Source organism: Mycobacterium sp. UM_Kg1 (assembly GCF_000972925.1).
Classification (GTDB): Bacteria; Actinomycetota; Actinomycetes; order Mycobacteriales; family Mycobacteriaceae; genus Mycobacterium; species Mycobacterium hiberniae.
This window is the reverse complement of sequence record NZ_JRMK01000012.1, coordinates 1-19,057: the sequence shown is the minus strand read 5'-3', so window position 1 is coordinate 19,057 and position 19,057 is coordinate 1. Positions and strand designations below refer to the sequence as shown.

Below are 19,057 nucleotides of genomic sequence, written 5' to 3'. Positions count from 1 at the left end.
TGAACCGCCGGCAGTTCAGTCCGGCGAAGCGATGGCATTGTCGCGAAGGGGGACACGATGCCTTCCCTGTTGGTGATCACCTACCACTTCTTCCTTCAGGTCGTGGTCATTCTGGCCACCTACCGCCTGCTGTGGCCGCTGTTCCGTCGGCTGGCTCAGGTGCAGGTGGTCGCGATGATGGTGGCGGGGTTCCTGCTGGGTCCCTCCGTTCTGGGATGGCTCTGGCCGGCCGGTCAGCACTGGCTGTTCCCCACCAAGCTGACCGTGGGGTCGGAGACGTTCACCCACCCGAGCCTCACGGTCATCTACGTGGTCGGCCAGCTGGGCCTGGTGCTGTACATGTTCTTGGTCGGGGCATCGTTCAAGCTCGACATCCTGACCGCGCACTGGCGCAAAGCCGGCGTCACCTCGGCGGCGGGTATCGGCGTTCCCCTGGTGCTCGGCGGCGTCCTCGGAGCGTGGATGGTAAGCCGCGGAGGGTATTTCACCGACAACGTCGCATCATGGCAAGGCGGCCTGTTCGTTGCCGCCGCCGTCGCCATCACCGCCTTTCCGATGCTGGCGTGGATCGTCTACGACTCGGGACTGCTCAATACGCGGCTGGGAACGGTATCGCTGTCCTGCGCCGCTTTCGACGACGCGTGTTCGTGGGTGTTGCTGGCGACGGTGGTCGCCACAGCCAAGGGAAGCCTGTCCGGTGCGGTCCTTGCCATCGGCGGCGGGCTGACGTACCTGCTGTTCATGATCTATCTCGGCCGGCCGCTGCTGGCACGACTGGAGACCTGGTCGCCGCCCCGCGCTGCGATCGAGCGAACGGGCGGCCTGCCGATCGCGCACACCAGCGTTGTCCTGCTGGTCGTCCTGGCGGCCAGCTGCTTCACCGATTTCGTGGGAATCTATTCGGTGTTCGGCGCTTTCGTGGCCGGTACCGTGATGCCGCGCGGTCCGTTGCTGACCCAGATCCGGGAGCACTTCGAGCCGTTGACGGCGTATCTGCTCATTCCGGCCTTCTTCATCTACTCCGGGCTGAACACGCAGCTCACCCTGATACTGGACGCGCCCACTCTGCTCATGGCGGCGGTCGTGCTGGTGGTGTCGTTCAGCGCGAAGTTCGGCGCGGTGGGTCTGGCAGCCCGGTGGCAGGGAATGAGCCGGCTCGAGGCCGCATCCATGGGGGCGCTGGCCAATGCGCGCGGCCTGATGGAGCTCATTCTGCTCAACATCGGACTGGAGGCCGGCCTCATCTCCGCTAAGCTGTACACGATCCTGGCCCTGATGACCATTGTCACGACGCTGGTCGCGACACCCCTGCAGCGGCAGTTCGAGCGCCGCCTGCGCAAAGCGGGATCGAAGTTCGGTGTGGACGGCGAGGAGCCCCTTGCCGCCGGTGGCGTCGAGGACGCACCGGCCGTTGCGGTGCCCGGCCGCTGATCGGTCACCCGGCGCGGCGGGCCGCTCCGGCGCACACGGCGGGCGTATTTTCGTTCCGCATCCCGAAGAGTCCGACCACGGCGCCGTTGGCTCCGAATAACTTTCATGTCAATATCACCGCACCGCAGGCGGTCCGTCGCTGTCATCGGCAGTGGGGTCGCCGGGTTGACCGCCGCCTATGTCTTGTCCCGGAACTGCCGCGTCACTCTTTATGAGGCCGACACCCGGCTCGGCGGCCATGCCCACACCCACTGCCTCACCGCTGACGACGGCAGCGCCCTGGGCGTCGACTCGGCCTTTTTGGTCTACAACGACCGGACCTACCCGACGCTGTGCCGGCTGTTCGACGAGCTCGGGGTGTGCGGCACCGAGACGGACATGTCGATGTCGGTGCGCAACGACGCGACAGGCCTGGAATACGCCGGAGCGCAGGGCACCGCGGGCCTGTTCGCTTCGCCGCGCACGCTGCGCCCCCGCCACCTGCTGATGCTGGCCGAGATCCGGCGCTTCCACCGTGCGGCCACCGCCGTACTGCGGCAATCGACGCCGGACGATCTGGAACCCCTCGGCGCATTCTTGGCGCGGCACGGCTTTTCCAGCTACTTCATCGTCAACTTCATCACGCCGTTGGTGGCCGCGGTGTGGTCCTGCCCGGCCGATGATGCGCTGAGCTACCCCGCCCGCTACCTGTTCACCTTCCTGCAGCACCACGGGATGCTCTCGGTGTTCGGATCCCCGACGTGGCGCACCGTGACCGGCGGCTCGGCGACCTACGTGAACCGGATCGCCGAGCAGGTGGACGAGATCTGCACCGACAGTATCGTGTGGGCGCTGCGCCGGGTGCCGGACGGAGTGCTGCTGCACGCGCCCGACGTGGGGCAACGGCATTTCGACGCCGCGGTTGTCGCGGTGCACCCCGATCAGGCGTTGCGCCTGCTGCACAGCCCCACACCCAAAGAGCGGGCCGTGCTCGGGGCCATGCCCTATTCGACCAACCATGCCCTACTGCACACCGACGAATCCGTGCTGCCCCGGCATGCCAGAGCCCGGGCGTCGTGGAACTACCGGATAACCGAGGACCGTCGGGGTGTGCTGGTGACCTACGACGTCAGCCGGTTGATGCGCATCAAGTCCCGCCGGCGCTTCCTGGTCACCCTGGGTGGCGCCGATCTGGTCGATCCGCGAGCGGTGCTCGCCGAGATGACCTACCAGCACCCGCTTTTCACCCCGGAGTCGGTCGCCGCCCAGCGCCGGCTGGCCGAACTCGGCGATCACCGCATCGTGTACGCCGGTGCCTACCACGGCTGGGGCTTCCATGAAGACGGCGCGGCGTCGGGCGTCCGCGCCGCGTGGCGACTCGGGGTCGACTGGGCGCCGGCCGCGACGTGCGATCGGGCGTGCGCATGCTGACCCCGACGATCTATCGGACCGCGATCACCCACCGCAGACAGGTGCCGGTGGTCCACCAATTCGCCTATCGCGGATACAGCTGGTTCATCGACGTCGACGAACCGCCCCGCCTGCCCCGGTGGTTGAGCCCGTTCGCCAGATTCGACGCCGCCGATCACCTACACGGGTCCACCGGCGACTCGCTGCGGCAGCGCGTCGACCGATTCCTGGCCGAACGCGAAGCCGCCGTCCCCGCCGGACGCATCTACGCACTGCTGCAGGCACGGGTCGGCGGTTATGTGTTCAACCCGATCAGCGTGTTCTGGTGCCACGACCGGCACGGCGAGCTGCGGCACGTGATCGCCGAGGTCCACAACACCTACGGGCAACGTCACGCCTATCTTCTGCCGCCCGCCGAAGCGCCGGTGCGGGTCGCCAAGCAGTTCTATGTGTCGCCGTTCTTCACGGTCGCGGGTCACTACCTGGTGCGGGCTCCCCGCCCCGGGCGCGGCGTGGACATCAGTATCTCGCTGTACCAGGACGACAGGCCGGTGTTCGCCGCGACGATGCGCGGCGTCGGGCACCCGGCCACCCCCGCCCGCGTCGCCCGCATGCAAGTCCTGGCGCCGCTGGCGCCGCTGGTGGTCGCGGCGCGCATCCGGCTGCAGGGCATCGCAATCTGGTTGCGCGGAGTTCCGGTGGTGAAACGATGACTGCCCAAACGGGTTTGGTGCCAACCGTTGACGTGGACCCGGACCGGTGGCCGCAGCTTGTGCACAGTCCGAAGGGACCCGTGGCGGCCGCATCCGCGGTGGTGGTGCACGCCCTGCTGCGGCGCGCGGCGCGACGCCTGCCGGTGCGCCTGCAATATCCCGGGGGCAAAAGCTTCGGTGCCGCCGACACCCGAACCCCGGCCCTGGTGATCGCCCAGCCGGACCGCATGGCGCGGCGCATCGGACGATCCGGGCTGATCGGATTCGGCGAGGCGTATATGGCCGGCGAGTGGCACTCCCCGGACCTCGTCGCGCTGCTCAGCGTCCTGGCCGGCGCGATGGATGAGCTGGTCCCGGCTTCGCTGCAGCGCCTGCGGCCGCTGGTGTTGGCCTCAGGACCGCGGTCGGCGAACACACCCGACCGTGCCCGCCACAACGCCTCGGCTCACTACGACCTGTCCAACGAACTGTTCGCGGTGTTTCTCGACGAGACGATGACCTACTCCAGTGCGCTGTTCGACCGGCTCCCCAGTTCCCAGTCGGCACTCGCCGACGCCCAGCGCAACAAGATCGACCGGCTGCTGGACGCGGCCGCCGTCGGTCCCGGCAGCAGGGTGCTGGAGATCGGCACCGGCTGGGGCGAACTGTGTCTGCGGGCGGCGGGCCGCGGGGCGTGCGTTCGCTCCATCACGCTGTCCCGCAAACAACAGGAGCTGGCCAGGCAGCGGGTAGCCGCCGCCGGCGTCTCCGACCGGGTCGAGATCGAGTTGTGCGACTACCGCGAGGTCGCGGGCAGCTACGACGCGGTGCTGTCGGTGGAGATGATCGAGGCCGTCGGCTATCAGGCCTGGCCGGAGTACTTCCGCGCCCTGGACCGCCTGACCGCCCCGGGGGGCCGGGTGGCGATACAGGCGATCACCATGCCGCACGCCCGGATGATGGCCAGCCGGCACACGCTGACCTGGATTCAGAAGTACATCTTCCCGGGCGGCCTGCTGCCGTCCACGCAGGCGATCTCCGGCGTCACCGGCTATCACACCGGACTGCGCACCGTCGACATGCGCGCATTGGGCCCCCACTACGCCGAAACGCTGCGGCTGTGGCGGGCACGCTTCAACCACAGCGACTCCGCCGTGGCCGCGCTCGGCTTCGACGAGGTGTTTCGCCGGATGTGGGATTTCTACCTGGCCTACTCGGAGGCGGGCTTCCGGTCGGGCTATCTGGATGTCTACCAATGGACGTTCGCCAAACCCGGCGAACCGCCCCCGGTGAGGGGGTAGCGCGATGCCCGCGGTTTCACGCACCTTCGACGAATGGTTTCCAACCACTGCATCGGTGACGGTTCGGCGGCTAGGCTGGCGTCCGATGAACCAACCCACTACGGGTGCCTCCGAACTGGACGCGGTACTTCACCGGGTAGCAGCGGGAAGCCTCGCCGACTTCGCGATGCTCTACGACCGGACCGCCGCACGCGTGTACGGATTGGTTCTTCGGGTTCTGCGCGATACCGGTTACAGCGAGGAAACCACGCAAGAGGTGTACCTCGAGGTTTGGCGCAACGCCGGCAAATACGACCCCGCCAAGGGATCGGCCCTGGCGTGGCTGCTGGCCATGGCGCACCGTCGCGCGGTGGACCGGGTCCGTGCCGAACGTGCGGCCGGGCAGCGGGAGTCGCGTTACGGGGCGGCCAGCGCCGATCCGCCCGGAGATGTCGTGGTGGACGCGGTGATCGTCAGCGACGAGCAGCGCCGCGTGGTCGACTGCCTCGGCGGGCTGCCCGAAAAGCAGCGACAGTGCGTCGAGTTGGCATACTACGGCGGATTGACCTACAGCGAGGTCTCACAGCGTCTGGCGGTCAACCCCTCCACGATCAAGACGCGGATGCAAGAAGCCTTGCGCCGCTTACGTGAATGCCTGGGTATGCCATGACCGAACCGAACCCCCCCGACCTGCTGGCGATGGCAACGCCGTATGCGCTCGACGCCGTCTCCGACGCCGAGCGCGCAGAACTCGATCGCCAGACCGCCGCAGCGCCGAAGGCGATCGCGCAGGCCTTCGACGAAGCGGTGACGGCGGTGCACGAAGCGATGGCCGTGGTCTCCGAGGCCACCGCCGTGCAACCTCCGCCGGGGTTGCGCGAAGCCGTCATGGGCCGCGCCGTGAACCTCTCGGCCCGCCGGTGGCGATGGCGCACCACGGTCCTGGCCGCCGCGGCGGCGATCGTGGGGGGCCTGGCGGCCGTCAGCGTCGGGATCGCACTGCGACCCGCTACGCAACCCTCGGTCCCGGAACAGGTTCTCGCGGCCCCCGACGTGGCGAGCGTGTCGAGTCCGCTGGCCACCGGCACCGCCACGGTGCTGTTCTCCCGAGACCGCAGCGCCGGGGTCCTGGTGATGAACAATGTGCCGCCGCCGGAACCGGGCACGGTGTACCAGATGTGGCTGCTCAGTCCCAGCGGCCCGACGCTGGCCGGCACGATGGATGCCGCGGCCGTTGCGCCGTCGACGACCGCGGTGATTCCCGACCTCGGGGATTCGACCGCGCTCGGATTCACCGTCGAGCCCGATCCGGGATCGCGCCAACCCACCGGGCAGATGCTCGTGGAAATTCCATTGCGTTAAGACGGGGGTCTGCTCCGATGGATCTGGGGTCGCGGGGGTACCGGCTAGTCGATTCCGTTCTGGACCGTTCGGTGGTGCTCGGCTACACCCGTCTGGGATACGGGCTTCGCCGGCGCGGGTGGCCTCGCGATCCGGCACCGGACGCGCTGGCCGGCAAGGTCGCCGTGGTGACCGGCGCCAACAGCGGCATCGGCAAGGCGATCGCGGCGGGATTGGCGGCGCTGGGCGCCACGGTGCTGATGGTGGGCCGAGACCCCGAACGCACCGAGCGCGCCCGGGCCGAGCTGGCTGCCGAAAACCCCGCGGCGGACCTGCGTGTGGAGGTCTGCGACGTCGCCGATCTGGCCGCGGTGCGCCAGTTCGCCACCGGCCTCGCCGCCCGGTTGCCCCGGCTCGATGTGCTCGTCCACAACGCCGGCGTGCTGCCTGCCGAGCGAGCCGAGACCGCCGACGGGCACGAAATCACGTTGGCGACACACGTGCTCGGGCCGATACTGATGACCGAACTGCTGGTCCCGGCTTTAGCCGCCTCCGATGACCCGCGGGTGATCCTGATGTCCTCCGGCGGCATGTACACCCAGGCGCTGGCAGTCGACGACCCCGAGTACCGCGAGGGGCATTACAGCGGCACGACTGCCTACGCGCGAACCAAACGGATGCAGGTGGCCCTCACCCCGGTGCTGGCCGAACGCTGGAAAGCCCGCGGTATCTCCGTGTACTGCATGCACCCGGGATGGTCGGACACACCCGGGGTGGTCACCTCGCTGCCGACTTTCCAGAAACTGACAAAGCCGTTGCTGCGTTCCCCGCAGCAAGGAGCCGATACCGCCGTCTGGCTGGCCGCAACGACGCCCGCCCCACCGGCGGGCGGCTTCTGGCACGACCGGCGACAGCGCCCCGAGCACTTCCTGCCGTTCACCCGGGAAAGCCGCGAGGACCGTGATCGGCTCTGGGCCTACTGTGCGCAGGCCGCCGGTCTGCCCGACAGCTGAGCCAGGCCCCGCTCAGCCGTGTTGCTTGCGCAGCTGCGGCTTGACCACCTTGCCGCTGGCATTGCGCGGCAGCTCATCGACCAGCACCAGCTCTTTGGGGTGCTTGTAGCGGGCCAGCCGCTCGTTGAGGAACGGCTCGAGGTCGGTCAACGTCAGTGCGGCCTCGCCGGAGACCAGGGCCACGATCGCCACCGGAACCTCGCCCCACTTCTCGTGGGTCCGGCCGATCACGGCTGCCTCTCGGACCAGCGGGTGCTCGAACAGCACGTTCTCCACCTCGGCGCAGTAGATGTTCTCGCCGCCGGAGATGATCATGTCCTTCTTGCGGTCGACCACGTAGATGAAGCCTTCGTTATCGACGCGGACCAGATCGCCGGAGTGGAACCAGCCACCGGCGAACGCCTCGGCGGTCGCCTCGGGTTTGTTCCAGTAGCCCTGCATCATGGTGGGCCCGCGATAGACGATCTCGCCGATCTCACCGGGCGCCACATCGTTCATGTCGTCGTCGACGACGCGGGCCGCGATGGTCGGGATCACCTTGCCCACCGAACCGAGCTTGCGGATCGCGTCGGCGCCGTCGAGGACACAGGTGATGGGCGACATCTCGGTCTGTCCGAACACCGCGACGTTGAGCGCGTTCGGGAAGCTCTCCGCCATGGCCCGCAGTACGGTGTCCGATGCCGGCGCGGCCCCCCAGCTGATCACCTCCAGGGCCAGGTCACGTTGCCGCACAGTCGGATCGGCGCAGATCATCTGCCACTGGGCCGGCACCAGGAACACCGAGGTTGCCCGTTCCCGCTCCCATGCGTCGAGAGTGTCCGCGGCGTTGAACGCACCGAGCGGGTGGATCACGGTCTTGGTCCCGACCATCAGGTTGGGTGCGATGCTGCCCAGGCCGGCGATGTGGAACATCGGTGCCGCGCAGAAATACACGGTGTCCGGGTGGGTGTGCAGCGCCCGGATGCAGGTCAACGACTGGGCGGCAAGGTTGGAGTGCGACAGGATGGCGCCCTTGGGATTTCCCGTGGTTCCCGAGGTGTACATGATCAGCGCCGGAGTGTCTTCGGGGACATCGGCGCCGGGGTGCGGCGCGCCGGTCTCGGCGATCAGCGATTCGTAGTCGTCACCGAGCACCACGGCGACATCGAGTCCGGGAGTGTTCTTGCGGACCGACTCGATCAGCGGCGCGAGTACGTCGTCGGTGATGACGCCCTTGGCACCGCTGTCGGAGACGATATAGCGCAGCTCCGGGTCGGTGAGGCGGAAATTGACCGGTACGGCGATGGCGCCCAGGGCGTTGATCGCCAAGGTCGCCTCGACGTATTCGGTGTGATTGAGCATCACGATCAGAACACGGTCGCCGAAGGAGATCCCGCGCCGGAACAGCGCGCTTGCCAGGCGTTCCGAGCGGTCGTGCAGCTGCTGCCAGGTGGTGTCGACGCCCCGACAGCGGAAGGCAACGGCATCGGGCCGCATCTCGGCGTGGATCGCCACATGGTTCATCCAGTGGTTGCGGCGCGACCGCAGTGGCTGCAAGATCATTCGCCGAAGACCGCCTTGCGCTTCTGCAGCATGGCCGTCGCGCCTTCGAAGAAGTCGGGCGAGGTGAGCAGTTCCACCTGACCGGCTTTCTCGCGGGCCAGTGCGGCGTCGAGCGCAGCGAGGTTGGTGGCGTTGAGTGCTCCTTTGGTCAGCTCGAGCGCGCGGCGCGGCCCGTGGGCCAGCTTCTCGGCGGCTGCTTCGACCCGGGCGTCCAATTCCGCGTCGGACAGCACGGCGTTGATCAGCCCGGCATCGCGGGCGGCGGTCGCCGGCAGGCGCTCGCCGAGCAGTGCCATCTCATTGGCCACCGCCCGCCCGGCCGCCGCAGCGACCAGGGCGGTGGTGCCACCGTCGGGCATCAAGCCGATGTTGGTGAACGAGAGCAGGAAGTAGGCGCTCTCGGCGGCGTAGATCAGGTCTGAGGCCAGCGCGAGGCCCACGCCCACACCGGCGACCGGTCCGTTGACCCGCGCGATCACCGGGAGCGGGCATTCGGCGACCGAGGTCACCAGCCGGGCCGCGCAGTCCATCACCTCATCGGGGCTCACGCCGCCGCCCGTCGCCGACAGGTCCGCGCCGGTGCAGAAGGCCTTGCCTTCGCCGGTGAGCACCACAGCCCGCACGTTGCGGTCCTCGGCTGCGCTGGAGAAGACGTCGCCGATGGCTGTCATGGTGGCGTAGTCGATCGCGTTGAGCCGGCCGGGGTTGGTGATCGTCACCCGCAGCACGCGGCCGTCGCGCGTCGCGGTCAGTTTGGCGGAGCTGGTTTCGGACACGATCAGACCCACCCTTGCGTCAACCGGGATTGCAGCACGTCACTTCCTCCGTGGATGAAAACGTAAATTGTGGTTAACGTATGGGCGGCGGCCCGAACAGTCAACACAGGGGGTGAAAATGGCCACGGCTCCAGCGGCGCCGGTGTCGACGGCTGCGGTGCAGCGGCGCCCCAAGGACCGCAAGGCCCAGATCGTGCGGGCCGCGGCCCGCGCGTTCAGCCAACGGGGCTACCACGCGGTCGGTGTCGATGAGATCGCCGCCGAGGTCGGTATCTCCGGACCGGCCCTCTACCGGCACTTCGCCAACAAGTACGCGCTGTTGGTGGCGACCGCCGAATACGCGGCGCAGGCGTTGGTGACCGCCGCGAGGTCCGCCGACGAGGAGGGCCGGCCACCGGCTGAACGGCTCCGTGCGATCACCGCCGCGCTGATCGACGCCACCATCGGGATGCGCCGCGAGGGCGCGTTCTACCGGTGGGAACGGCGCTACCTGCAACCGCCGGATCGCACCGAGATCCGCGCCAGCTACGACGCGCTCAATGCCGCCATCGCCGAACCGCTGGCGCAGCTGCGCCCCGGACTTGCCGCCGCCGACACCGCGATGCTGGCCGCCGCCACCCTCAGCGTGATCGGCAGCATCTCGGCGCACCGCACCAGGCTGGGCGCCGCCGCACTTCAGGATCTGCTCGGCGAGCTGTGCTGGTCGGTGCTCACCACCGAGCTGCCACCGGCTCCGTGCGGACCCGCGCCGCGGCGCCCGCAGCGGGGCCTGCCGAGTATGTCCAAACGCGAGCGGTTGCTCGCCGAGGCGATCCGCATGTTCGGTCAGCGCGGCTTCTACGAGGTCAGTATCGAGGAGATCGCCACTGCGGCGGGCCTGAACGGCTCGAGCGCCTACCGCTATTACCCGAGTAAGGCCGCCTTGCTGGCCGTCGCCTTCCACCGGGCCGGCGACCGGTTGCTGATGGCCATCACCGACGCCCTGGCCGAGTCGAGCAGCCCGCGGCAGGCGGCCCTGCGCATCGCCGAGCGGTACACCGCGCTGGCGTTCGCCGCACCCGAGCTGGTCAACATCTACTTCGCCGAGTTCGCCAATCTGCCGGAGACCGACCAGGCCGAGTTGCGCAGGCTGCAGCGGCAGAACGTCGACGAGTGGGCGCACCTGGTGAGCCAGGTCGGCGCCCGCGAAACCGAAGCGCTCTTCCGCGTCCACGCGGCCCTCGCCCTGGTTGTCGATATAGGACGCCTGGTTAACTTCGACAATCGGGACGAGCAGCGGATGCGGGTCCAGGCACTGATGGCGGCGGTACTTTTCGGCGACGGCAGCGGGTGCGCGCAGGACGGCGCGCTGGCTACCATCGACCGATGAGTGCCGCATGGGCAGGCCAGCGTGACGCCGAGACCGCCGCGCGCGGACTGGCCGGGTTGTTGCTGGGCGCCGGGGCCGGTCATTTCGTCTGGCCGGCACCGTTCGACGCGATCGTTCCGCCGGAGCTGCCCGGCAGCGCCCGCGCCTATACCTACGCGTCGGGGGTCGCCGAGCTCGTCATCGGTGCGCTGTTGCTGGTGCCGCGCACGCGCCGCCGAGCCGGTCTGGCCGCCGCGGCCCTGTTCATCGCGGTGTACCCGGCGAACCTGCACAGCGTGCGGTTGTTCTGGGCCAGGCCCTGGCTTCGGGCCGGGGCGATAGCGCGGTTGCCGCTGCAGATTCCGATGATCGTCGCTGCGTTGCGGGTGTGGCGCGCCGGCTGACGCGTAAGCCGGGCGCGTCCGCGATCATCGCTGCTCGCCGTCGCCGGTGCGGTACCGGGCGATGTCGGCGGGGGCGGTCGAAGGCTGCCCGGCCGCCAGGATCACCGGAGTCCGCATCACCCTCCTAATGAAAATCATTGTCAATAAGGCCATTCCTGCGGTAGCCTCCAGTCCGTCGCTTGTTGATAATAATTTTCAATAAGGTTGAAGGAGGCCGATCTGATGGCGCGCACCGACATCCGTCCCATCGTGAAACTGCGCTCCGCTGCGGGCACCGGCTACACCTATGTCACCCGCAAGAACCGGCGCAACGACCCCGACCGAATGGTGTTGCGCAAGTACGACCCGCTCATTCGTCGCCACGTCGACTTCCGCGAGGAGCGCTGAGGCGTGGCCAAGAAGTCCAAGATCGTCAAGAACGAGCAGCGCCGGGCGCTGGTGGCCCGTTACGCCGAGCGCCGCACCCAGCTCAACGAAATCATTCGCTCGACGTCGAGCAGCCCGGAACAACGCTTGGCCGCCCAGCGCGCACTGGCCCGCCATCCGCGCGACGCCAGCCCGGTGCGGCTGCGCAACCGCGACAGCGCCGACGGACGTCCCCGCGGTTACCTTCGCAAATTTGGACTGTCGCGGGTGCGCATGCGCCAGCTCGCGCACGCCGGCCAGCTGCCCGGCGTTCGGAAGGCGAGCTGGTAGGGCGTCACGCCCCCCGTGGCGGGTCCGGCGCCAAGCCGCCGTCCGGAGCGATGTGGGCGAAGATCTGCTGCAGCAGGGTCAGGATGTGCGGGTCGTCAACGCTGTAGATGTGGTGGCGTCCGTCACGCCGGGCATTGATCAGCCCGGCCAGGCGCAGCTTGGTCAGGTGCTGGCTCATGGTCGCCACGTTGATGCCGGCGCGCCGGGCCAGGGTGGTCACGTCATAGGCGTCCTGGGCGGCCAGCCACATCACGTGCAGGCGCGCCGGGCTGCTCAGCAGTGCGAACGTGCTCGCGGCGGAGGCCAGTTGCGGCGGGGTCGGCTCATCGGGTCGGCCGGCTGAACTGATTTCTTCGGGCCGCCGTTTTTCATCTTTAGCCATGGCGGCATTCATTGTGTCCCACCCATGATGTCAGGATTCGCCGAACGACACATTCGTATAGTTGCGCAATAGCCAAAGTGTTGGCGAGAATGAGGCAGTTCATCGCGGCGCATCGGGCACCCCGAGGGGGCTCGAACACCGCCGCCACGCCACAGGATTGGTTGCTGCGGAATTGCTTTCGAGATCGTTGCTGCGCCCCGTCGCGCTGGGCGTGCACACGGCATCAGTGTTGCTGGGCGCTGCGGTCCGCGGGACCTCAGCCACCGCCGAAGCGGTCGGGGGCATCACCTCGGCCGGCCTGCAGGTTGCTGCGCTGCCGATTCGCGAGGCCACCCGGCTGCTGTCCGGCGAGTCCGCCGCGGCATCGCTGACCCGCAACTGCTGGCGCGGCCAACAACGTGCCTGGATCGAAGTGCGCGGCCTGAATGATTCGCCCGACGTGGGCCAGCGGGTGCTCGACACGCTCAACGCCGAACCCGCGGTGGTCTCGGCGCGGTTGAACCGCCCGCTGTCGCGGGTGGTGGTGCAGCTCGCGGACGACGCTGAGCTCTCGCTGCCCGACCTGTGCCGCCTGACCGCCCGGGCCGAGCGCGGCAGCGGCGGCGTGCACCGCCCCACGGCGCCGATCTGCGCGACGCCGACCGCGGTGTTACCCGGCGACGGGCTGCTGCTGATGTCCCGGGGCGTGATGGTCGGTGTCAACGCCGCCGGGATGGCGATCGCATTCGCCGGGCGCGCGTTGCGCCTGCCGCACGCACCGATCACCGTCGACGCCGTCGCGGCGCTGGCGAACTATCAGCCGTGGGTGCGCAGCCGGCTGGCCGATCAGATCGGCCGCGGAGCGGCCGACACCGTGCTGTCGCTGATTTCCACCGGGGCACGCATCGCCACCCTGTCGCCGGCGACGCTGGCAGTGGACTTGGCGCTGCAGGGCATCAAAGCCGCCGAGACGCAGGCCGCGGCACAGGCCTGGAGCCGTCACGAACCGCACCTGGCCGCGCACGCCGAGCAGGCGCGGCTTTACCCACCGTCGCGCCCGGTGCCGCTGCCGGAGAGCGCGGTCGACCGACATGGCCGCCGGGCCGGCTACGTCCAGTTGTTGGGGGCTGGTGCGGTGGGAGCGCTCACCGGCAACCTCAGCACCGCCGCGACCGCGGCCGTGGTCACCTCCCCGAAAGCCATGCGCAGCACCACCGAAGCTTTCGCGGCCACGCTGTGCCGCTCGCTGGTGCAGCAGCACGCGGCGTTACCGCTGCGCCAAGACGGCTTGCGCCGGCTCGACCGCGTCGACGCCGTCCTCATCGATCCGCGCCTACTGTGCACCGGCGCCACGCACCACCCGCTCGCCGCGGCGCTGCTGGCGCAGGCACGGGCCAGCGGCGCCGAGTTGATCACCCTCGACGTGGCGGCTCTGGGCGAGCTGCGCCCGGCGTTCGACGAACTCGCGCCGGCCGGTGCCGGCGGCGACGACGCACTCGATGCGGCACTGGCCGACGCCCTGACGGCGCGTCAGCAAGACGGCCGCACCGTGGCCGTGCTGACCTCGACCGGCGCACAGGCGCTCGCCGGCGCCGACGTCGGCCTGGGAATCCTGCCCGAGGACGCCGCCCTGGCGCCCCCGTGGGAAGCGGATCTGCTGCTGACCGACCTGGCCGGCGCCTGGCGGGTGCTGCACGCGATACCGGCGGCACGCCAGGCCGCTGAGCGCGGCATCGCGTTGGCCACCGGCGCATCCACGCTGGGTGCGGTGCTGATGGTGCCCGGGGTGCGGGGCGGGCGCGGTCCCGGGCCGGTCACCGCCGGGGCGGCCACCGGGCTGCTCTCGGGATACCTGCTGGCCCGCCAGGCGGCGCGGACGCCGGCGCCGCGGCCCGCGCCGGCCCACGAGTGGCATGCGCTGTCGGCCGAAGCGGTCCGCGGCATCCTGCCCGCCCCCGACCTCGCCGGCACGAACGCTGCCTCCGAAGCCGCACCACCGCCCCTGGCATGGCAGTTCGTCAAGGCGGTGCGAGCGGAACTGTCCGATCCGCTGATGCCGGTGCTGGCGCTCAGTTCGGCCGCCACCGCGATGCTGGGCTCGCCGGTGGACGCGATGATGGTCAGCACGGTGCTGATCGGCAACTGCATGCTCGCCGCGGCCCAACAGCTGCAGGCCGAGAACCGGTTGAACCGGCTGTTGGCTCAACAGACCCCGCCGGCTCGCATCGTCGAACCCGACACCGGAACCTACGGCGAGATCGCCGCCGACCGCTTGCTGCCCGGCGTCGTGATCGAGGTCCGCAGCAATGAGGTCGTGCCCGCAGATGCACGACTGATCGAGGCGACCGACCTCGAAGTCGACGAATCGTCGCTGACCGGCGAATCCCTGTCGGTGGACAAGCAGACCGCGGCGACACCCGGCGCCGAACTGGCCGAACGGCGCTGCATGATCTACGCCGGCACAACTGTGGTCGCCGGCACCGCGCGCGCCGTGGTCACCGCCGTCGGCGCCGACACGCAGGCCCGCCGAGCTGCTGAGCTGGCCGCGGGGGACCTCCCGGTCGTCGGCCTGCAGCACCAGCTCAGTCAGCTCATGAGCCGCGCCTTCCCGGCCAGTGCCGCCGGCGGGCTGATGGTGGGCCTGTTGGGCCTGCTGCGCGGCGGCGGACTGCGGCTGGCCCTGGGCAATGCGATCGCGGTCGCCGTGGCGGCGGTGCCGGAGGGCATGCCGCTGATGGCGACCCTGGCCCAACACGCTTCGGCCCAACGGCTCACCGATACCGGTGCCCTGGTGCGCATTCCGCGTTCGGTGGAGGCCCTGGGCCGGGTGGAGGTGGTCTGTTTCGACAAGACGGGAACGTTGAGCGAGAACCGGCTGCGGGTCACCCGGGTGCACCCGGTAGCGGGATTCAGCGACGACGACGTGCTGCGGTGCGCGGCCAACGCCGCGCCGGCTCCCGAGGGCGATCCCCACACCCACGCCACCGACCAGGCGGTCGCCGAAGCCGCGGCCCGCGTCGCCACCGGCGATACGCCGCTGTGGAGCACCCCGGACGCCCACCTGCCCTTCCGATCCGGCCGGGCGTTCTCGGCATCGGTCCTGGGCCGGGACCTGATGATCAAGGGCGCGCCGGAAGTGGTGCTGGCCGCCTGCACCGGGCTGGGCCCCGACAGCGATGCACCGGTGGCCGAACTGGCCGCCGGCGGGCTGCGCGTGATCGCGGTGGCCACGCGCCGCCTCACCGCAGCGCAGACGCACGCGCTGGCCGAGCAGCCGGACGCACTGGCCGGGCTGTGCCGATCCGGGCTGACGCTGACCGGTTTCCTCGGCATCTCCGACACCCCGCGACCCGAAGCGCCGCAACTGCTGGCCGACTTGGCCGAACGCGGTATCGGTATCCGGCTGATCACCGGCGATCACCCCGTCACCGCCACCGCGATCGCCGCGGAGCTGGGGGTCCCGGTCACCGCGGAGCAGGTCATCACCGGAGCGGAGTGGAACGCGCTGTCGCGCCGGGACCAGGAACAGGCGGTCGGGCAGCGGGTGATCTTCGCCCGGATGTCTCCGGAGAACAAGGTCCAGGTGGTGCAGACCCTCGAACGCAGCGGACGGGTCTGCGCCATGGTGGGCGACGGCGCCAACGACGCGGCGGCGATCCGAGCGGCCAGCGTCGGACTCGGCGTCGTGGCCCGGGGCAGCGACTCGGCACACGCAACCGCAGACATCGTGCTGACCGACGGCCGGATCGGTGCGTTGGTCCATGCCATCGACGAAGGCCAGCGGCTGTGGCGGGGGGTCCAGCTGGCGGTGACCGGCTTGCTCGGCGGCAACGTCGGCGAGGTGATCTTCGGGGTCGTCGGCGCGGCGCTGTCGGGGACGTCGCCGTTGAACAACCGCCAACTGCTGCTGATGAACATGCTTACCGATGCGCTGCCGGCCACCGCCGTGGCGGTCAGCACGCCGGCCGGCGCCTCGCATCGGGTGGTGCGCGGTATCGACGAGCGCCGTCTGATGCGGGCCGTCGCGATGCGCGGGGCCATCACCGGAGCGGCGGCCAGCGTCGCCTGGGGGATGGCCTCGCTGACCGGACGCCGGCAGCGCGCCGCCACGGTGGCGTTGATCGCGCTCGTCACCACCGAGCTCGCCCAGACCCTGTTCGATTCCCATGCCCCGCTGGTGCTGCTCACCGCGGCCGGTTCGTTCGTGGCGTTCGCGGCGATGATCAGCCTTCCGGGGGCCAGCCAGCTGCTGGGCTGCGTCCCGGTGGGTCCGCTGGGCTGGTCGCTGGCGCTGGGGGCCGCCGGCACCGCGGTCGTGGCGATGGCCGCGGCCCCGCACCTGCTGCCCGCCGGCCGGCGTGACGCAGCGCCGGACCGCGACGAGCGTGCCGAACTGGCCACCGTCCAGGTGCTGCGACCGGCCGATGCCCCGGCCTGCCCGGAGGACACCGTGCTGGGGTCTACCGTGAGGGTCAGCAACTGACGAGCGGAGGCGTGGCATGCACCCATTCCGGCAGGCCGTCGAGGCCGGCGATGCTGCGGCCATCGAAGCGCTACTGGCCGATGACGTCGTGTTCACCTCTCCGGTGGCGTTCAAGCCTTACCGGGGCAAGCCGATCACCGCGGCCATCCTGCGCGCAGTGATGCGGGTGTTCGCCGACTTCCGCTACGTGCGGGAGATCGCCGATCCCGCAGGACGCGACCACGCGCTGTTGTTCGAGGCGTCGGTCGACGGCAAGAAGATCAGCGGATGCGACTTCCTGCACAGCGACGACGACGGCAAGATCGATGACTTCGTGGTGATGGTGCGTCCGCTGTCGGCGGCGACCGCTCTGGCCGACGCCATGGCGGCGCAGTTCGAGCAGATCACCCGGGAGGCCGCCGCGAGTCTCGGCGGTTCAGCGAGTCTCGACGGCGGGGCCTAGACAGGAGCCCACGGTGCACGAGCAGGCGCCGGTAGTCGCGGCGGTCGCATGCGGAGGCGTCATCGGCGCCTGCGCGCGTTACGCCGTCGCGCTGGCATGGCCCACCCCGGCCGACGGATTCCCCTGGGCCACCTTGGCCACCAATGTGACCGGGTGCGCCCTGATGGGGATGCTGATGGTGGCGATCACCGAGCTGTGGGTGGGGCATCGGTTGCTGCGACCGCTGTTGGGCACCGGCGTACTCGGCGGCTACACCACCTTCTCGACGTTCGCCGGCGACGTCGACAGCCTCGCCGGTTCCGGGCACATCGCACCGGCACTGGCCTACCTGCTGGCCACTCCGGTGGCGGCGCTGCTGGCCACGTGGACCGCCGCGGGCCTGAGTCGCCGGCTGATCTTGAGGAGGACGGCATGAGCCGGCTCACCGGACCCGCGTTGCGCCTGACGGTTCTGCTCGGCGAGAGCGATACCTGGCATGGCAAGCCGGTGTTCAGCGAGATCGTGCACCGGGCCCGTCGCGCCGGGCTGGCCGGTGCGACGGTGTTCCGCGGCATCGAGGGTTATGGAGCGTCGTCGGCCATCCACACCACCCGGCTGCTGTCGCTGTCGGAGGATCTGCCGGTCTCGGTCGTCATCGTCGACGACGCCGAGCGGATCCGTGCCTTCCTGCCGGAGCTGGACGAACTGGTCAGCGGGGGACTGATCCTGCTGGACGACGTCGAAGTCGTCCGCCACGTCGGGCGAGCCCCTTCCCACCGGTGACCTGGTTGCTGGTGGCCGCGGGCGCCGCGGTCGGTGCCCCGCTGCGGTATCTGACGGACCGGTATGTGCAATCGCGCCACGTCACCACCTTGCCGTGGGGAACGCTGGTGGCCAACGTGCTCGGAAGCCTGGTGCTGGGGGCGCTCACCGGGGCGGCCGACCCCCGGCTGCACCTGCTGATCGGCACCGGCTTATGCGGCGCGCTGACCACCTACTCGACGTTCTCCTACGAAACCCTGCAGCTGGCCGCCTTCGGTGCGCGGCTCTACGCGTTGGCGAACCTGGTCCTCACCGTGTCCTGCGGCCTGGGTGCCTACTACCTGGGCAGTGTTTCGGCCCAAGCACTTTGGGGGTGAGGGCGCGCGGTCGGCAACGCTGCGCGACCGCCTGGACCGCGAGGTGCCAGAATCGAGCCGAAGGTGTCCGCCCCATCCCCGTGCAGGAGTTGCAATGTCGTTCTCGGTAGAGCTCAGCGATGACGTGGTCGAGGTACGGGACTGGGTGCACCAGTTCGCCGCCGAAGTCGTCCGCCCCGCGGCCGCCGAATGGGACGAACGGGAAGAGACGCCGTGGCCGGTGATCCAGGAGGCGGCAAAGATCGGGCTGTACTCGCCTGAGCTCTTTGCGACCCAGGCCGCCGAACCAAGCGGAATCGGCATGCTGACGGTGTTCGAGGAACTGTTCTGGGGTGACGCCGGCATCGCGCTGTCGATTCTGGGCACCGGACTCGCCGCTGCCGCGCTGGCGGGCAACGGGACTCCTGAGCAGCTGGGCCAGTGGCTGCCGCTGATGTTCGGTACCGCCGACGACCCCAAAGTTGCGGCATTCTGCTCATCGGAGCCCGACGCGGGATCAGATGTCGGGGCCATTCGCACCCGCGCCCGCTTCGACGAGGCAACCCGCGAGTGGGTGCTCAATGGCACCAAGACCTGGGCGACCAACGGCGGAATCGCCAACGTGCACATCGTCGTCGCCTCGGTCTACCCCGAACTCGGCTCACGCGGGCAGGCCACGTTCGTCATCCCGCCTGAGACTCCCGGCCTGGCCCAGGGACAGAAATTCAAAAAGCACGGCATCCGGGCCCTGTCTCTTATACA

The 19,057-nt window shown here is 69.6% G+C and carries 20 protein-coding genes; 17 read left to right on the top strand and 3 right to left on the bottom strand.

Going from position 1 to position 19,057, the window contains the following annotated elements; translation table 11 throughout:
* Positions 1–57 precede the first annotated feature (57 nt).
* The 7 genes from LI92_RS03480 (at position 58) to LI92_RS03450 (ending at position 7,146) form a co-directional block, all read left to right on the top strand.
* The gene (locus LI92_RS03480; RefSeq protein WP_046315964.1) at positions 58–1,431 is read left to right on the top strand and encodes a cation:proton antiporter; all 1,374 of its coding nucleotides are present in this window, start codon (positions 58–60) and stop codon (positions 1,429–1,431) included.
* A gap of 111 nt (positions 1,432–1,542) precedes the next feature.
* The gene (locus tag LI92_RS03475) at positions 1,543–2,841 is read left to right on the top strand and encodes an NAD(P)/FAD-dependent oxidoreductase (protein WP_502691390.1); all 1,299 of its coding nucleotides are present in this window, start codon (positions 1,543–1,545) and stop codon (positions 2,839–2,841) included.
* A complete protein-coding gene (locus LI92_RS03470; protein WP_082109529.1) occupies positions 2,835–3,533 on the top strand; it encodes a DUF1365 domain-containing protein in 699 nt (232 codons plus the stop codon). The genes LI92_RS03475 and LI92_RS03470 overlap by 7 nt, the downstream gene beginning before the upstream one ends.
* Entirely contained in the window at positions 3,530–4,813 is a 1,284-nt protein-coding gene (locus LI92_RS03465) for a class I SAM-dependent methyltransferase (RefSeq protein ID WP_046315958.1), read from the top strand. The genes LI92_RS03470 and LI92_RS03465 overlap by 4 nt, the downstream gene beginning before the upstream one ends.
* Before the next feature lie 85 nt (positions 4,814–4,898).
* Entirely contained in the window at positions 4,899–5,462 is a 564-nt protein-coding gene (gene sigK / locus LI92_RS03460) for an ECF RNA polymerase sigma factor SigK (RefSeq protein WP_046315955.1), read from the top strand.
* On the top strand, positions 5,459–6,154 hold the full coding sequence (locus tag LI92_RS03455; RefSeq protein WP_046315953.1) for an anti-sigma factor: 696 nt from the start codon (positions 5,459–5,461) through the stop codon (positions 6,152–6,154). The genes sigK and LI92_RS03455 overlap by 4 nt, the downstream gene beginning before the upstream one ends.
* A gap of 17 nt (positions 6,155–6,171) precedes the next feature.
* A complete protein-coding gene (locus tag LI92_RS03450; RefSeq protein WP_046315951.1) occupies positions 6,172–7,146 on the top strand; it encodes an SDR family NAD(P)-dependent oxidoreductase in 975 nt (324 codons plus the stop codon).
* A gap of 12 nt (positions 7,147–7,158) precedes the next feature.
* Here LI92_RS03450 and fadD5 read toward each other — a convergent pair whose 3' ends face one another.
* Together fadD5 and LI92_RS03440 are read right to left on the bottom strand one after the other, a co-directional pair.
* Positions 7,159–8,688 carry a fatty-acid--CoA ligase FadD5 gene (gene fadD5 / locus LI92_RS03445; RefSeq protein WP_046315949.1) on the bottom strand — a complete coding sequence of 510 codons (1,530 nt, stop codon included), beginning with the start codon at positions 8,686–8,688 and terminating at the stop codon, positions 7,159–7,161.
* A complete protein-coding gene (locus LI92_RS03440) occupies positions 8,685–9,467 on the bottom strand; it encodes an enoyl-CoA hydratase-related protein (protein ID WP_046316004.1) in 783 nt (260 codons plus the stop codon). Before LI92_RS03440 ends, fadD5 begins: the two co-directional genes overlap by 4 nt.
* Positions 9,468–9,582: 115 nt before the next feature.
* Here LI92_RS03440 and LI92_RS03435 point away from each other — a divergent pair, with 115 nt between their 5' ends.
* The 4 genes from LI92_RS03435 (at position 9,583) to rpsN (ending at position 11,912) form a co-directional block, all read left to right on the top strand.
* Complete coding sequence (locus LI92_RS03435; RefSeq protein ID WP_046315947.1) at positions 9,583–10,833, top strand: TetR/AcrR family transcriptional regulator; 1,251 nt, start codon at positions 9,583–9,585, stop codon at positions 10,831–10,833.
* On the top strand, positions 10,830–11,216 hold the full coding sequence (locus tag LI92_RS03430) for a DoxX family protein (protein ID WP_046315944.1): 387 nt from the start codon (positions 10,830–10,832) through the stop codon (positions 11,214–11,216). Before LI92_RS03435 ends, LI92_RS03430 begins: the two co-directional genes overlap by 4 nt.
* A 222-nt stretch (positions 11,217–11,438) precedes the next feature.
* A complete protein-coding gene (rpmG, locus tag LI92_RS03425; RefSeq protein ID WP_046316002.1) occupies positions 11,439–11,603 on the top strand; it encodes a 50S ribosomal protein L33 in 165 nt (54 codons plus the stop codon).
* 3 nt (positions 11,604–11,606) lie between these two features.
* Entirely contained in the window at positions 11,607–11,912 is a 306-nt protein-coding gene (gene rpsN, locus LI92_RS03420) for a 30S ribosomal protein S14 (RefSeq protein WP_046315942.1), read from the top strand.
* Between the two features lie 4 nt (positions 11,913–11,916).
* Here rpsN and LI92_RS03415 read toward each other — a convergent pair whose 3' ends face one another.
* The gene (locus LI92_RS03415; RefSeq protein ID WP_046316000.1) at positions 11,917–12,294 is read right to left on the bottom strand and encodes an ArsR/SmtB family transcription factor; all 378 of its coding nucleotides are present in this window, start codon (positions 12,292–12,294) and stop codon (positions 11,917–11,919) included.
* 187 nt (positions 12,295–12,481) lie between these two features.
* On the opposite strand from LI92_RS03415, the gene LI92_RS03410 reads away from it, so the two are divergent.
* From LI92_RS03410 to LI92_RS03385, 6 genes are all read left to right on the top strand, one after another.
* Complete coding sequence (locus tag LI92_RS03410) at positions 12,482–16,756, top strand: cation-translocating P-type ATPase (protein ID WP_502691389.1); 4,275 nt, start codon at positions 12,482–12,484, stop codon at positions 16,754–16,756.
* 16 nt (positions 16,757–16,772) lie between these two features.
* Entirely contained in the window at positions 16,773–17,198 is a 426-nt protein-coding gene (locus LI92_RS03405; RefSeq protein ID WP_046315940.1) for a nuclear transport factor 2 family protein, read from the top strand.
* A gap of 13 nt (positions 17,199–17,211) precedes the next feature.
* Positions 17,212–17,613: a fluoride efflux transporter FluC gene (locus LI92_RS03400; protein ID WP_046315938.1), complete on the top strand. Its 402-nt coding sequence runs from the start codon at positions 17,212–17,214 to the stop codon at positions 17,611–17,613.
* Positions 17,610–17,960 carry a DUF190 domain-containing protein gene (locus LI92_RS03395; RefSeq protein WP_046315936.1) on the top strand — a complete coding sequence of 117 codons (351 nt, stop codon included), beginning with the start codon at positions 17,610–17,612 and terminating at the stop codon, positions 17,958–17,960. Before LI92_RS03400 ends, LI92_RS03395 begins: the two co-directional genes overlap by 4 nt.
* Positions 17,957–18,316, top strand: a complete 360-nt coding sequence (crcB, locus tag LI92_RS03390) for a fluoride efflux transporter CrcB (protein WP_046315934.1) — start codon at positions 17,957–17,959, stop codon at positions 18,314–18,316. Before LI92_RS03395 ends, crcB begins: the two co-directional genes overlap by 4 nt.
* A gap of 94 nt (positions 18,317–18,410) precedes the next feature.
* Positions 18,411–19,057, top strand: a 647-nt coding sequence (locus tag LI92_RS03385) for an acyl-CoA dehydrogenase family protein (protein WP_046315997.1), incomplete at its 3' end; no start/stop codon positions are given.